The sequence below is a fragment of the Methylocystis sp. Se48 genome, assembly GCF_056269425.1.
This window is the reverse complement of sequence record NZ_CM149850.1, coordinates 949,943-963,725: the sequence shown is the minus strand read 5'-3', so window position 1 is coordinate 963,725 and position 13,783 is coordinate 949,943. Positions and strand designations below refer to the sequence as shown.

Annotated in this window: 19 protein-coding genes; 15 read left to right on the top strand and 4 right to left on the bottom strand. The window is 62.4% G+C overall.

The genetic code is table 11. The features are described from left to right. Nucleotides 1-2 precede the first annotated feature (2 nt). The 11 genes from ACV959_RS04735 to ACV959_RS04685 all read left to right on the top strand — a co-directional run bounded on the left by ACV959_RS04735 (nucleotide 3) and on the right by ACV959_RS04685 (nucleotide 7,087). A complete protein-coding gene (locus ACV959_RS04735) occupies nucleotides 3-1,049 on the top strand; it encodes a flagellar hook-associated family protein (RefSeq protein ID WP_475738766.1) in 1,047 nt (348 codons plus the stop codon). A 19-nt stretch (nucleotides 1,050-1,068) separates the two neighbouring features. Next, nucleotides 1,069-1,416 carry a flagellar biosynthesis regulator FlaF gene (flaF, locus tag ACV959_RS04730; protein WP_475738765.1) on the top strand — a complete coding sequence of 116 codons (348 nt, stop codon included), beginning with the start codon at nucleotides 1,069-1,071 and terminating at the stop codon, nucleotides 1,414-1,416. A gap of 1 nt (nucleotide 1,417) precedes the next feature. Beyond that, nucleotides 1,418-1,822: a flagellar biosynthesis repressor FlbT gene (flbT, locus tag ACV959_RS04725; protein ID WP_475738764.1), complete on the top strand. Its 405-nt coding sequence runs from the start codon at nucleotides 1,418-1,420 to the stop codon at nucleotides 1,820-1,822. Nucleotides 1,823-1,834: 12 nt separating this feature from the next. Next, entirely contained in the window at nucleotides 1,835-2,230 is a 396-nt protein-coding gene (gene flgD, locus ACV959_RS04720) for a flagellar hook assembly protein FlgD (protein ID WP_475738763.1), read from the top strand. Between the two features lie 2 nt (nucleotides 2,231-2,232). Next, nucleotides 2,233-2,499 (top strand): flagellar biosynthetic protein FliQ, encoded by a 267-nt coding sequence (locus tag ACV959_RS04715; protein ID WP_475738762.1) that lies wholly within the window; start codon nucleotides 2,233-2,235, stop codon nucleotides 2,497-2,499. Nucleotides 2,500-2,535: 36 nt separating this feature from the next. Further along, a complete protein-coding gene (gene flhA / locus ACV959_RS04710) occupies nucleotides 2,536-4,623 on the top strand; it encodes a flagellar biosynthesis protein FlhA (protein ID WP_475738761.1) in 2,088 nt (695 codons plus the stop codon). Next, nucleotides 4,620-5,375: a flagellar biosynthetic protein FliR gene (locus ACV959_RS04705; RefSeq protein ID WP_475738760.1), complete on the top strand. Its 756-nt coding sequence runs from the start codon at nucleotides 4,620-4,622 to the stop codon at nucleotides 5,373-5,375. The genes flhA and ACV959_RS04705 overlap by 4 nt, the downstream gene beginning before the upstream one ends. A gap of 74 nt (nucleotides 5,376-5,449) precedes the next feature. Further along, nucleotides 5,450-5,749, top strand: a complete 300-nt coding sequence (locus ACV959_RS04700; RefSeq protein ID WP_475738759.1) for a hypothetical protein — start codon at nucleotides 5,450-5,452, stop codon at nucleotides 5,747-5,749. A gap of 41 nt (nucleotides 5,750-5,790) precedes the next feature. After that, nucleotides 5,791-6,255 carry a rod-binding protein gene (locus ACV959_RS04695; RefSeq protein WP_475738758.1) on the top strand — a complete coding sequence of 155 codons (465 nt, stop codon included), beginning with the start codon at nucleotides 5,791-5,793 and terminating at the stop codon, nucleotides 6,253-6,255. A 34-nt stretch (nucleotides 6,256-6,289) separates the two neighbouring features. Beyond that, nucleotides 6,290-6,637: a hypothetical protein gene (locus tag ACV959_RS04690; protein WP_475738757.1), complete on the top strand. Its 348-nt coding sequence runs from the start codon at nucleotides 6,290-6,292 to the stop codon at nucleotides 6,635-6,637. A 3-nt stretch (nucleotides 6,638-6,640) separates the two neighbouring features. Further along, nucleotides 6,641-7,087: a B-box zinc finger protein gene (locus ACV959_RS04685; protein WP_475738756.1), complete on the top strand. Its 447-nt coding sequence runs from the start codon at nucleotides 6,641-6,643 to the stop codon at nucleotides 7,085-7,087. Between the two features lie 39 nt (nucleotides 7,088-7,126). Here the strand turns inward: ACV959_RS04685 and ACV959_RS04680 are convergent, their stop codons facing one another. After that, nucleotides 7,127-7,399, bottom strand: a complete 273-nt coding sequence (locus tag ACV959_RS04680; protein ID WP_475738755.1) for a hypothetical protein — start codon at nucleotides 7,397-7,399, stop codon at nucleotides 7,127-7,129. Between the two features lie 154 nt (nucleotides 7,400-7,553). Here ACV959_RS04680 and ACV959_RS04675 point away from each other — a divergent pair, with 154 nt between their 5' ends. Then, a complete protein-coding gene (locus tag ACV959_RS04675) occupies nucleotides 7,554-7,991 on the top strand; it encodes a hypothetical protein (protein ID WP_475738754.1) in 438 nt (145 codons plus the stop codon). Further along, nucleotides 7,978-8,121, top strand: a complete 144-nt coding sequence (locus ACV959_RS04670) for a hypothetical protein (protein WP_475738753.1) — start codon at nucleotides 7,978-7,980, stop codon at nucleotides 8,119-8,121. Before ACV959_RS04675 ends, ACV959_RS04670 begins: the two co-directional genes overlap by 14 nt. Nucleotides 8,122-8,443: 322 nt before the next feature. Here ACV959_RS04670 and ACV959_RS04665 read toward each other — a convergent pair whose 3' ends face one another. Both ACV959_RS04665 and ald read right to left on the bottom strand, forming a co-directional pair. After that, nucleotides 8,444-9,157, bottom strand: coding sequence for a response regulator transcription factor (locus ACV959_RS04665; RefSeq protein WP_475738752.1), 714 nt, complete (start codon nucleotides 9,155-9,157; stop codon nucleotides 8,444-8,446). Between the two features lie 168 nt (nucleotides 9,158-9,325). Then, entirely contained in the window at nucleotides 9,326-10,444 is a 1,119-nt protein-coding gene (gene ald / locus ACV959_RS04660; protein WP_475738751.1) for an alanine dehydrogenase, read from the bottom strand. A 272-nt stretch (nucleotides 10,445-10,716) separates the two neighbouring features. On the opposite strand from ald, the gene smbP reads away from it, so the two are divergent. Further along, entirely contained in the window at nucleotides 10,717-11,058 is a 342-nt protein-coding gene (gene smbP / locus ACV959_RS04655; protein ID WP_475738750.1) for a small metal-binding protein SmbP, read from the top strand. 108 nt (nucleotides 11,059-11,166) lie between these two features. Further along, the gene (locus ACV959_RS04650) at nucleotides 11,167-12,588 is read left to right on the top strand and encodes an amino acid permease (protein ID WP_475738749.1); all 1,422 of its coding nucleotides are present in this window, start codon (nucleotides 11,167-11,169) and stop codon (nucleotides 12,586-12,588) included. On the opposite strand, the gene ACV959_RS04645 is transcribed toward ACV959_RS04650, so the two are convergent. Further along, nucleotides 12,563-13,768, bottom strand: a complete 1,206-nt coding sequence (locus tag ACV959_RS04645) for a sugar-transfer associated ATP-grasp domain-containing protein (protein ID WP_475738748.1) — start codon at nucleotides 13,766-13,768, stop codon at nucleotides 12,563-12,565. The genes ACV959_RS04650 and ACV959_RS04645 overlap by 26 nt on opposite strands. Between the last annotated feature and the right edge of the window lie 15 nt (nucleotides 13,769-13,783).

Below are 13,783 nucleotides of genomic sequence, written 5' to 3'. Positions count from 1 at the left end.
CCATGTCCTACCTCGTCTCTACCTATTCCTCAACAGCGTCGCTCCGACTTACGCTCGGCAGGCTGCAAGTCGAAATGGCTCGACGGCAGCAGGAGCTTGCCACGGGCCGCCGCGCCGATCTTGCGGCGTCGCTCGGCGCGCAAGCCGGCCGCAGCTATTCGATCGGCGACGCGATCGCGACGATCTCAACAATTCAATCGACGAACCAGCTCGTCTCGGCCCGTCTCGACCTGACGCAAACCTCTCTTGACGCGCTGGCCGCCGCCGCGCGGGGCATGCGTGCGACGCTGCTCGCGGCGCAGACAGACGGGGGCGAACCCGCCGCGATCGTCACCCAGGCGCGCAACGCCTTGTCCGCGCTCATCGCATCGCTCAACTCCAGCGACGGCGGCGCGTTTCTTTTCGCTGGCGCGAACGCCGCCGTCGCTCCGATCGCCAATTATTTCGCCGATCCGCCGCCAGCGAACAAGCGCGCGCTCGACGCCGCCTTTGTCGCAGCCTTCGGATTTTCGCAGACCGACCCAGCGGTCGCCGGCATCACCCCGACGCAAATGGAAAGCTTCCTCTCCGGCCGCTTCCGAGATCTATTCTCGCCGGCCGGCTGGAAGGCCGACTGGTCCGTCGCAGCCGATGAGCCGCTCAGAAGCCAGGTCTCGATCTCCCTCGTGATAGAATCGTCTGTAACCGCCAATGATCACGCGCTTCGCAAGCTCGCCGAGGCCTATGCGATGGTCGGCGACCTCGGCGCCGCCAACATGAATGGCGACGCCTATCGGGTCGTCCTCCGCCAGGCGATGCAGACGATCGACTCCGCCATCGACCACCTCACGAGAACGCAGGCCAGAGTCGGCGTCATGCGCGGCACGGTCCGAAACGCGAGCGAGACGATGAATGTCCAATCTGCAGCCCTTCAATCCCAGCTCCACGATCTCGAAGCGGTCGAACAGACCGAAACGGCCGCACGCATCAACGACCTGATGACTCAAATCGAGACCTCTTTCACGTTGACCTCGCGAATCAGCCAGCTCAACCTCGCCAGATATCTATAGTCCAGAAAAAGAAAACCCGATGTATCAGCAACGCTACGCCGAAATCGCCAGCGAGTCCGGGAAGTGCGCGCGCCAACGGGAAAGGCAGGCTCTCGAAACCGCCATCGCCAAGCTCGCCCTCGGGAAAGCGCGCGGCGCTCTTTCCCCGGAGGCTTTCGAGGCCACCGATTTTCTGCGCCGCCTCTGGTCCATTTTCATCATGGATCTCAGCAATGACGACAACGGCCTGCCGCCCGATCTGCGCGCCTCGCTCATCTCCATAGGCATCTGGGTAAGGCGGGAAGCCGATCTCATCGATCAGGGAAAGTCGGAAAACTTCGACGGTCTGATCGACGTCAATCAACTCATCGCCGACGGACTTATTTGACATGAATATCTCACTTCGTCGCGGCGAGCGAATTTTCATCAATGGCGCCGTCTTGCGGGTCGACCGGAAGGTTTGCATCGAGCTCCTGAACGACGTGACCTTTCTTCTTGAAAATCACGTGATGCAGCCGGAGCAAGCGACCACCCCGCTTCGGCGGCTCTATTTCGCTATCCAGACCATGCTCATGTCTCCGAACGATTGTGACGCCGCTCTCGCGCTCAGCCGGGATATTCTCGTTTCGCTCAACGACAATGTGCGCGATCGGCGGATCCTCGACGGCCTCGCCGCAGCGGTTCGTCACATCGAGGAAAAGCGCGTGTTCGATGCGCTCAAGGACGTCCGCGCGCTTTTCCCTCTCGAAACGCCCTCGACCGCCGCGCCGACCTGCGCGCGCGACATTGCCTGAACGAGGCCTGCAATGATCATCGGTCCAGTACAGACAAGCTCGAACGCGAGCGCCGCCGCCGCCACCGCCTCCCGTGAGGCCGGAACCTATAATGCGTTTCTCCAGCTGCTCGTCACCCAGCTGAAAAACCAGGATCCGATGAAGCCCATGGATCCTACCCAGACTGTCACACAGCTCGCAACCTTCGCTTCTGTCGAACAGGCGGTGCAAACAAACGCTTTGCTCGCCGCGCTCGCCGACAACTCCGCCCTCTCCCAGGCGAGCGCCCTCATCGGCAGGACTGTGACGTCGGCCGACGGCAGGATCAGCGGCGTCGTCAAGTCCATCATGATTTCCGATGGAACCTTGATCGCCAAGCTCGTTGACGGGCGCGAGCTTCCGCTCGGCTCCGGCGTTTCAATCAGCTGAACATGAACGAAGCCGAAGCCCTCGAAATCGTGCATCGCGCCATCGCGACCATCCTCGTTGTCTCCGGTCCGCTCGTCGGCGCCGCAATGGCTGTCGGGATCGTTGTGGCGCTCCTTCAAGCGTTGACGCAGGTGCAGGAAATGACGCTCACCTTCGTCCCAAAAATGATCGCAATGGTCGCAACGCTCGGTTTTGCCGCGCCATTCATCGGTTCGAAGATCAACGCGCTCGCGCAATTCGTCTATTCGCGCATCGAAACCGGATACTGACATAGACCGCCAAAGTTCGCGGCAGGGAGCCAAGGAATGTCAGACGCCGTCGGCATGAAGCCGGGGCCCGTCGAGGGAAGTTCGAAAGACATCGGCTTCGCCATGTCGATCGTCTTCATCCTGTGCGTCTTCTTTTTGCCGATACCGCCGTTTCTGCTCGACGCTGGCCTCGCGGTCTCGATCGGTTTGTCGGTTCTCATTCTGATGGTGGCGCTCTGGATTCAGAAGCCCCTCGACTTCTCCTCCTTTCCGACCGTTCTGCTCGTTGCGACAATTCTACGGCTTTCCCTCAACATCGCCACGACGAGGCTCATTCTTTCGCACGGCGCAGAAGGGTCAACGGCCGCCGGCTATATCATCAGCGGCTTCTCGAAGCTCGTCATGAGCGGCGACTTCGTCATTGGCCTCACTGTCTTCGCGATCATCGTTACAGTCAATTTTCTGGTCATCACGAAGGGCGCGACGCGCATCGCGGAAGTCGGGGCGCGCTTTACCCTCGACGCCATCCCCGGAAAGCAGATGGCGATCGACGCCGATCTTTCCGCGGGCCTTATCGACGAGCGCGAGGCGCAGGCGCGACGACGCGAACTCGAGGAAGAAAGCGCCTTCTTCGGTTCCATGGACGGCGCCTCCAAATTCGTTCGGGGCGACGCGATTGCCGGCCTTATCATCCTGGCCGTCAATATTTTCGGCGGCGTCATCATCGGCGTGACGCGACACGGGATGTCGCTCTCCGCCGCTGCGGACGTCTACACCAAGCTTTCGGTCGGCGACGGCCTCGTATCGCAGATCCCCGCCCTCATCGTGTCGCTTTCCGCGGGCCTTCTGGTGTCGAAAGGCGGCACGCGCGGTTCCGCCGAACAAAACATCCTGCGACAACTGGGCATGTATCCGCGCGCGCTCTTCGTTGCGGCGGCGCTGATGTTCGTGCTGGCGCTCATTCCCGGCCTGCCCCTTGCGCCATTCGGAACTCTCGGCTCGGTCATGGCCTTCGTCGCCTATCTCATCCCGAAGCAGGCCGAACAGGCGCGTCTGTTGGAAGATGCAAATCAGCGGGCCGCCGAGGCCAAGGCGAGCAAGGACGCGGAAAAATCCGCGCGCGACGCTCTCGCGATCCCCCCTGTCGAATTGCGTCTCGGCAAACAGCTTTGGGCGGGCCTCCTGGCGTCCCAACCCGAGTTGAGCCAGCGTGTCTTCAAGATGCGCAGAAACTTCGCGCGTGAATTTGGCTTCGTGTTTCCCGACATAAAACTCACGGACGACCTCGACGTCCGCCCGAAACACTATCAGATCCGCATTCACGGCGCGCTCGTCGCGAGCCGTGAACTTCGGCTACGACATCATATGGTCATTCTAGGCGCGGCTGCGGCGCCGGACCTCGGCGGAGAAGTCACGACAGACCCTGCGTTCGGGATGCGGGCCATGTGGATTCCCGACGTCATGGCGGATGAAGCGCGGCGACTGGACTTCACGCCGATCGATCCGGTTTCTGTCCTCCTTACGCATCTTTCGGAGACGTTGCGCAGCAATCTCGCCCAGCTCCTCACCTACAAGGACATGCGGGCGCTCATCGACGGAATAGAGCCTGAATATCGACGTCTTCTTGAGGAGATCGTTCCGAATCTCATCACGCATTCCACGCTTCAGAGCGTTCTGAAACTTCTTCTGGTCGAGCGCGTCTCGATCCGAAACCTCCCCCTGATCCTCGAAGCAGTCGCCGAAATCGCGCCCTTCGCAAGACGCGCCGAGGCGATCGTCGAACATGTTCGCGCCCGGCTCGCTTCCCAGATTTGCAGCGATCTATCGCTCGACGGCGTCCTGGGCGTACTTCGGCTCGGCGCGAGATGGGATCTCTTTTTCCATGAACATCTCAAACGCGACTCAAAAGGCGAACTCGCTGGTTTCGACGCGGATCCGGCCCAGATCGAGTCGTTTTCGCAGGAGGCAGGCGCGGCGATCCGCGAGCGTCTCGAGCGTGGAGAAGTTTTCGTCGTTTTGACGACCCCGGAAGCCAGGCCCTATGTGCGTCTGATCCTCGCCCGTCCCTTTCCGGCGCAGGCGGTTTTGTCTCATCTCGAAATCGCGAGCGGGGTTCAGGTCAGATCGTTGGGGTTCGTTTCGTGACGGTTTTTCCAAACCCAATCCTGCCCGCCTTCGTCCTGTTCTGCCGCGTCGGCGCCTGCCTGCTGGCCGCGCCCGGCGTATCGAGCGACCGCGTGCCGCTGCGCGCCCGCCTCTACCTCGCCCTGGCGATCACGCTCGCGCTAACGCCGCCCCTGATGCAGCAAATCGACCCTGCGCTCGGAACTCGCGAACCCATCGACCTCGCCGCCACAATTATCGCCGAACTGATGATCGGCGTCGTCCTGGGCCTTCTCGCCCGCTTCTACTTTCTCGCCCTCGAAACGCTGGCGACCAGCGTCGCCCTGGCGTTCGGGCTTGGAAACATTTTCGGCGCCGCCGTGAACGAACCAGAGCCGACGCCCGCGCTGGCGTCTTTCGTCCTGCTATGCGCCGTCACGCTCTTCTTCGTCTCGGACCAACATCTTCTCCTCCTGCGTGCGATCTATCTTTCCTATGAAACCGCGCCCGTCGCCGCCTCGCCATCGCCACGTGCGCTTCTCATCGAATTGACCAATGTGTTGACTCAATCTCATCTGATCGCATTGCGTCTGTGCAGTCCTTTCCTGATCTTCGGCCTCGTTCTGAATGTCGCGCTCGGGCTTCTCTCCCGGCTTACGCCGCAAGTTCAGGTTTACTTCGTCTCCACGCCGCTCGCCGCGCTTCTCGGCGTCTATTCCCTTTCGGTGATAGCCCCTGATTTCTTCGCCGCCTTTTCGGCCGACGTCGGCGGCTGGCTTCTGAGGGGTCGCTGATGAAGGCTCGACGCGACCGCCTCGAACGCGCACTTGTCGTCAGTCAAAGTCTCTGGCGTCTCGAACTGACGCGATTGGGCCAGATCGAGACCAAATTGAACGCGTTGCGCGCCGCAGAGCAGCGCACTTTGGCGGCGCTCGAACAGGGACTGATCGATCCCCGCCTGACGCTCGCTCAACTTTCTCAATTCAGCGCAGCGCGGCGGGAAGCCGAAGCGGCTCATGCAAGGCAAATGGAAAGCGCGCGCGGATATGGTCGGCGCGCGAAGCAAACGCAACGGCTGTTCGAAAAAGCCGATGCGATCTGGCGGCGCGAGCGCGTCGCCCTTCAAATGCGGGCTCTCAGCGACCAACCCGACGTAAGCGCGCCGTAAGTCCGCGCCTCTATGATGTTTGACGCATCTCAGGAGGGGACATGTCGATCTTTCCGTCAACCGACATTGTGTTGGACGTTGCCCGGGCCGCTGATCCGCGTCGGCTTAACGTCGCCATGAAACGCTTGGACGACGCGGGCTCCCTCACGGCGCCGCGCGCCCGTATGATCGCCAGAACGCCTGACGCGAATGCGACAGCTTTTTCCGCTGCACTCCCGAATGGCTTGACGGCGCGCTCCGCGCCAACGGCGCGACCCACGCCCCCCACATCCGGGACGGAAGCCAGCGTCGCGCAAAAGTTCGAGGCTTTCATCCTGCAAAGCTGGCTGGAACTCCTATTACCGAAAGCCAACGAGGCGTCCTTCGGATCGGGGGAAGCCGGCAGCGTATGGCGCTCCATGATGGCCGAGCAACTCGGCGCCCAAATTGCGCGGGCCGGAGGCGTCGGAATACAAAAAATTCTCGATCTCGGCGGCGCCAAGCCTGACCCGACCCACACCGCCTGAGAACATGCGAAGCCCAGCCATGGCAGCAAGCTCAATGAACGCCGATCAGGCCTTCATCAACTGTATCGAGCGGCTTGAAACGCTGATCAACGCCGAAACCGCCACGCTCAGAAATTGCGAACGCATCGATTTCGAAGCGCTGAACCTTCGAAAGACCCACGCGCTTCTCGAATTCATGCAGGTCTCCCGGAGCGTTCGCGAGGAAAGTCTCGTCCATGCCCGTCACCGTATCCGCGATCTTCAGGACCGGCTCGCGGAGAATGCGGAGACGCTGGAGCGGCATCTGCAAGCGATACGGGAAATCTCGGCCTTAATTATCGACGGCATCCGCAAGGAAGAGTCCGACGGGACCTACTCCATTAATGGCGTCGCGCGGCGGTGAGGCATGTTTCGTACGATTCTTTTTGGCGCATGGACATGCCTTGTGACGCTGGCCGCGACTTACGGCGGCGTCTATTTTCGCGCTCATCACGACGCTCCGGCCGAAGAACATGCGGAAAAGCTTGAGATCGCGAGGATCAAGCCGATCACGGTTCCGATCATCGCGGAGGGCGTCGTGAAAGGCTATGTCTCGGCCGAATTCAACGTGGTCGCGCCCAAGCTCGACGCCCATGCAGAAGCGCTCAATCCCGAAAGCTTCATCATGGACGAAGCGTTCCGCCTCATCTACTCGGACACCAAAATCGACTTCTCGAAACTTGATCGCGCGGACCTGTCCAGCCTTACCAAGCAACTTGCCGAAAATGTGAATCAGCGTCTCGGCAAGGCCGTCGTCAAGGAGGTGCTCGTGAAGAATTTTACTTTCGTTTCGCGCGACGACTTGCCGCGCTGACGGCGCGCGCGGCCGTCGTCCGCCGCGCGCGTGTGGCGGTTACGCTACCCGGTGAACCGGAAGATATGCAGCGTTCTTGACGATCGACGGCCCCGACTCGCCGCGTAAATGGTTTTCTATCGCCTGAGCGATTTTCTTGTTCGAATTGTCAGCCTCTTCCTCTTCCTCTGCGGTTTCGACGGGCGTTTCATAGATGGCGGACAATTCCGCGATGAACCGCTCCATCGTCTTGAGGGCGCGATACTGCGGGATCTGCGTCAGCTCCTCCGCCATGTGTCTGCGAAGCTGATCCAACTGAGCCAGATGATTCATGGAAAGACCTCTCGGGTGTTGCCATACGAAGCTATTTCCACAACCTTTTGCGGAGCTTGTGTGGTAAAGAAATCCTTTACCCCCTTGCGCCCGCGAAAAGTTTCGCGCGATTGCGCCGACATAGTTTCGTCGTTACGAACAAGGGGAAAAAATCATGCGCCAAATTCGACTCCCGCGTGTCGACTCCGACGCCGCGCTCGGCATCGCTGGCGTTTCGCTCGCGCTGGGCAGCGTCCTTTTCGCCATCGACATGAACGCCAACACAAACCGTAAGCCGGATATCGCCGGGCTTCAGCATCTTGCGATCTACGCAAAGCCCTCGTCTACGCAAGCCAAGCGCCGCACCACGCCTCGGGAGATCGATTTCGCGCCGGTGGGCTCGACGAGAGGCAATTTTTCTCGGATTGCGCTCGCCGGCTATGAAGTTCTCGAGGCGTCGCGCGACCATGCGATAATTCGGCTGCCGGAAGGACGCGTCGCGCGCGTCTCCGCAGGAGACAGACTGCCCCAAATCGGCGAGATCGTCTCGATTCGTCAGAGAATGGGAAAATGGGCAGTCGTCACGAGCGCGGGCGTGCTTGAGCAACGCTAGTTTCGAGTCGTCGCAGAGCGTCGTCGATCTCCGCATTGATGCGCGCGAGCGAGATCTCCCCGCATTGAGCGACGTCTACTTGCCGGTCTGGATGCAGCAGCCAGGCGAAGCGGCGTCGCAGCCGACGTAAGCTGTCGACGTCGCCGGCCGCTGCCCTTAATTCGCGCGCGAGGGTTTCCCCATACGCTTCGGGCGGTTTGGTTTTGACATCGTCCCGCGTGCGGAGGTAGGCCGCACGCACGGCGCGAAGCGCGCTCCCGCTTGCGGGAGGCGACGGATCCAACATGGGCGCGGAGATCGGAACGCACAGGGATCGAGGCGCGCAGCGCGCCTCCTCTATCGCCTCAATTCTGGAGAGCACTTCGTCGAAGGTCGTCATCGCGCCCCACGCAACATCACGCAGGCACGCTACGTGACAGTTGCTAAGGGCGCATTAGCGGCGCTCTGCGAGATCAGCCAGCCGCCGCGAGATCGTCATTCGACGCCGGCGTCTGGCTCGACGACGTCAGCAGATATCCGAGGAATCGCTGGGAATCGATCGGATCGTAGCCCAGGCGCGCGCGCAATTTTTTGCGCAGCTTGCTGATATGGCTCTCGATGACATTCTCCTCGACGTCGTCGTCGAACAATCCGTAGACGGCGTTGAAGATTTGCGACTTCGTTAGTCTGCGTCCGCGGTTGACCACAAGATATTCGAGAATGCGGCGCTCACGGCGCGGCAGCGACAAAATTTCCCCGTTCACGATGGGATCGCCGCCATTGAAGAAAACCTGAATGCCAGGAACGCTCGCGCAGTCCTGGCGCGCTTCCGCGCGCCGGCGGATGGCGTGGACGCGCGCGAGTATTTCGCGCACATGAACCGGCTTGCGCACCACGTCGTCGACGCCAGCGCTGAAGAGGCCCAGCGTTTGCTCGAGCGAAGACGCATCGTTCATCGCGATCACGGGCGCCTGCGAGCGTCGACGGATGAGCTTCGGGAATTCTTCGCGTTCCGGACACTCGCCGATCAGAAAGGCTTCAACGGCCTGAACATCGCCCTCCATGGCGGAACCGACCCAATCGCGAAATTGCCCTGGACGAAAGCCGGCGGAGGCGACGCCCTCCTGACTGAACCGGCAGGCGTATCCATTCGTTACGAGATCGCGCTCGTCGACGATGATGAACATGCTCTGGCTCCTGGTTCCGCGATGATTGGCGCGCCGTCTCGAATCGGCTGATGAGCCCAGTTAAGGTCGCGAAAACCTCCCGGTCAACTGAATACTGATAGTATACAATCAGATAATATACAGACGCTCCCCGGTTGAGACAGTTGAATGTCAACCATTAAGATTTTATTAACGATTCAAGACTTCGGAGATCGGCGTCAGGGGCAGGTCGTGCGCGGCGGCGACCGGCGCGGAGACGAGCCGTCCGGCGGTGATTTCCAGCCCCGCGCGCAGATGCGGATCGTCCTCAACGGCGCGGCGCCAGCCCTTGTTCGCAATCGCCAAAATCAGGGGGAGCGTCGCAGAATTGAGCGCAAAGGTCGAAGTGCGCGGCACGACGCCCGGCATGTTGGTGACGCAGTAATGCACGACGTCGTCCACGACATAGGTCGGATCGGAATGCGTCGTCGGACGCGAGGTCTCGCAGCAGCCGCCCTGATCGATCGCAACGTCGACAATCACCGCGCCGCGCTTCATCGTCGTCAGCATGTCGCGCGTGACAAGGATTGGCGCGCGGGCGCCGGGCGCCAGAGCAGCGCAAATGACCAGATCGGCCCGCTTGATCGACTCCGCGATCGCCGCCCGCGTCGAATAAATCGTCCGCACCGCGAAGCCAAACCTGACCTCGAGACGGCGCAACGCATCGGGATTTCGATCGGCGACGAGCACGCTCGCGCCCATGCCGAGCGCAATCGCCGCGGCCTGCGCGCCAACGCTGCCGGCGCCGAGAACGAGCGTCTCGGCGGGCGGCACGCCGGGCGCTCCCGCAAGTAAAACGCCGCGGCCGCCAGCCTGCTTTTCGAGATAGCGCGCGCCCATTTGCGGCGCGAGACGTCCTGCGATCTCCGACATGGGCGCGAGCAGCGGCAATCCGCCGCCAGGCGCCGTCACCGTTTCATAAGCGATGCAATGCGCGCCGCTCCGCATCAGATCGCGCGTGAGACGCGCGTCGGCGGCGAGATGGAGATAGGCGAAAAGAGTCTGATCGGGACGAAGCCTGTCGACTTCGTGCGGCTGCGGCTCCTTCACCTTCACGATGAGATCGGCGTCTGCAAATATCCTTTCGGGCCCATCGACCAGCAGCGCTCCGGCTTGCGCGTAATCCTCGTCTGAAATTCCGGCGCCGACGCCCGCGCCCCTCTCGACGAGCGCGACATGTCCTGCCTGCGTAATTTCAGCGACCGAGGAAGGGATCAAACCGACACGAAACTCATTGTCCTTGATTTCCTTGGGCGCCCCGATCCGCATCGCTTGCTCCAGATATCTGCTTGGCGGCTCCGCAAAACGCGAGACGCGCAATTTATATGAAAGGCCGAGGGGCGCCGGACAAGAGCCGAGCCTCGGGGCCCGTTGGCGCCCGCAAGCGGTGGAACGCAGGACGCATTGCGCCCGGGGAGCGGAACAGAAATTGGACTCTCTCCAGGTCTCGTAGCGCGGTCGGGGGCTGGACGAAGGATTACGCCGCCACCATATCAAAGGCACGTCGGCGCCTGACGCCGGCGTATTTCGAGGAGAAGTCGATGAACCGAAGGATATTCGCTGTCGCTCTCGCCCTCGGCGCCGCGACATTCCTCGCGCCGAAAGTAGCGCTCGCCGAAAGCCATCATCTCGCCGAAGCGATCACGCACACCAAGCAGGCGATCGAACACGGCAAGATGGGTCACGCGGATGTGCTCGTGACCCACGCGGAAGAGGCTCTGAAGCACGCGAAAGAAGCGCAGGCTGAAAAGCCCAACGATCACGTCAAGGAAGGCATCACGCATCTCGACGCCGCGATCGACCACGGCAAGCAGAAACACGCCGATGTCGCGACGAAACATGCGGAAGAAGCTTTGACGCATCTCGAGGCGGCGACGAAGTAAAAGGCCAAAACGGGAGCGGCTTCTACTTCGAAGCCGCTTCTTTTTCGCGCGCATGACAGCGTTGGCCCGATCGCTTATGTCACTCTCCCGGAACTCGGGAGGGCGAAGATGAAGTGGACAGAGCTGACGCGCGCCAAATCGATCGAGCTGTTGCGCGCCGAGGCGAACCGCGACAGCGGTTTTCGCCGCGTCCTCGGCGTCTGGCAGCTCGCCAGCATCGGGCTGGGCGGGCTGATTGGCGTCGGCGTCTTCGTGCTCACGGGCGTCGTCGCGGCGACGCAGGCTGGGCCGGCGGTCGCCCTGTCCTTTCTCATCGCCGGCGTCGCAAGCGGCGCCGCGGCTTTGTCCTATGCGGAGTTTGCTGGGCTCATTCCGGTCGCCGGCAGCGCCTACACTTATGCCTACGCCGTCCTCGGCGAGTTGGTCGCCTGGATCATCGGCTGGGATCTGCTGCTCGAATACGCTCTTGTCGTCGCCGTCGTCTCGATAGGCTGGTCGGGCTATCTCCAATCGCTTCTGTCGCAACTGGGCCTGCCCCTCCCCGACTGGGCCGCCGGCGCGCCCGGCACTGGACCGGGCCATGCGATCGACCTCATGGCGGCCCTGGGCGCGCTCGGGGTCGCGGCGCTGCTCACGCTGCGCATCGAATGGGGCGCGCGCTTCAATACGGCGATGGTGATTCTCAAGATCGCGGCCGCGCTCTTCGTCATCGTCGTCGGCCTGCCCTATGTGCGCGTCGACAACTGGACGCCCTTCATGCCTTTCGGCTTCTCCGGCGTCGCGGAAGGGGCGGCTGTCGTGTTCTTCGCCGTTTTCGGCTACGACACGTTGACGACCGCCGCGGAGGAAGCGCGCGATCCGCAACGCGATCTGCCGCGCGCCGTGCTGCTGTCGCTCGTGGTCGCGCTGGCGCTCTATGTGGCGATGTCGCTCGTGCTCACGGGTCTCGCGCGTTACGACACGCTGAACAACCCAGCGCCGGTCGTCACGGCTTTCGCCTCGATCGGCCTGCCCTGGGTCGCTTTCATCGTGTCGCTCGCCGCCGTCGCCGGCATTACGAGCGTCATGCTGGCCTTCCTTCTGGGCTGCGCGCGCATCTGGTTCGCGATGAGCCGCGACGGGTTGCTGCCCGCGTGGTTCGCGGTCCCTCACCCGCGCTTTCGCACGCCCCATCGGCCGACGCTGATCGCCGGCGCGCTCACCGCGATCGTCGCGGCGTTCTATCCCATCAAGGAGGTGGCGGAGCTCGTGAATATCGGCACGCTCTCCGCCTTTGTCGTGATCTGCGTCGCCGTCGTCGTTCTGCGCCGGACGCAGCCCGACGCGCCGCGAAGCTTTCGCACGCCCTTCGTTCCATACACGCCGCTCGTCGGCGTGGGCTTTTCGCTATGGCTGTTGTCGCGGCTCCCGGCTATCGCCTGGGAGCGCTTCCTGCTCTGGATGGCGATCGGCCTCGTTGTCTATTTCCTTTATGGCCGGCGTCACAGCCGGCTCGCGCGGAACGTCACAGACGCGCCACCGCCTCCTTGATCTTCTTCACATGTGCGGCGCCGGCGGCCTGCTGGGCGGCGAGGAGATCGTTGAACTCCTTGCACAGGATCCCGCGGCGGTCGGCGATCTGCACGAGGCCAAAATCAGGGGTCTCGTTTGCCTCGACGATCGCCGGCCCGTCGTCGGTCGCCGCCATGTCCCAGCCGATCACGCCGAAGTGGCGCAACACCTTCGCGCCCTCGACGGCGACGGCCTTCATCTTCTCCCACTCCGGGACGGCGAGCCCGATCAGTCCGGCGCCCGTATCGGGGTGATGCGTGACGTCCTTCATCTGGAATCCGGCGCCGCTCGTGACGCGCAGCACGCGGCCCGTTTCGAAGTCGAGCCCTGCGAGCATATTTCCCGCGCGCCAGAAATTGTCGGCGACATTGCCCGCCGCCGGAATCTTCCAGCCCGCGCGGAAGGCCTTCGGCCCATTGGGCGTGGCGATGGTGAGGATACGCACGGTCGCCAGACGCTCGCCGATCGCGGGAACGAGATCGCGATGAGGCGTCACCAGCCGCTGAAAGAGATAGCCCGCCGAATAATGCGTTTCGATGTCGTCGAGCGTCGCCTCCGCTTTCAGCCGCTTGCCCCCGACGGCGATCAGTTCGCCGGCCGGCGGGTCGCAGCCCTGAAGCGCCAGCGCGCCGAGGCTCTGGAAACTCTCCAGCGGCTTGCCGAACAGCGGATAGTTTGCCGAATCCAGTAGAAAGGCGCGCAATTCCGCGCGCGAGCGCAGCAGCCTTTCCGAGGCGACGGTCATGCCCGGCGCGTAAATGGCGCGCGGCGGAATGGTCGGCAGACCATAGGTCGACAGATAGCTTTGCGAGACGAGCTTGTTGGTCAACAGGCCGTGCCAATCGTGGCGATAATTGATCTCTACGACGAGATCGCGATTGCGGCGCGCGCCGACGAAATCCGCCTTGTCGGCGCCGGCGAGCCAAGCGTCGTCGAAGAGACGGTACTTGACATAGTCCTCGAAGGAGAGCTTGCCGGGGCCGAAAGCGAGGCGCGAATATTCGCGCATCAGCTGCATCGGCGGCGCGCCCGTCTCCGCGGCGGCGCGCTGCATGGCTTCCGCCATCGAGACCTGCGCGCCCTCATGCGCCGTGTCGAAGCTTGCGGCTTCGGCCGGCTGTTCGGTTTTCTGCTTGCGGCTCAGAAAAGAAAAAGCCACGGCCGATCCTCCGTC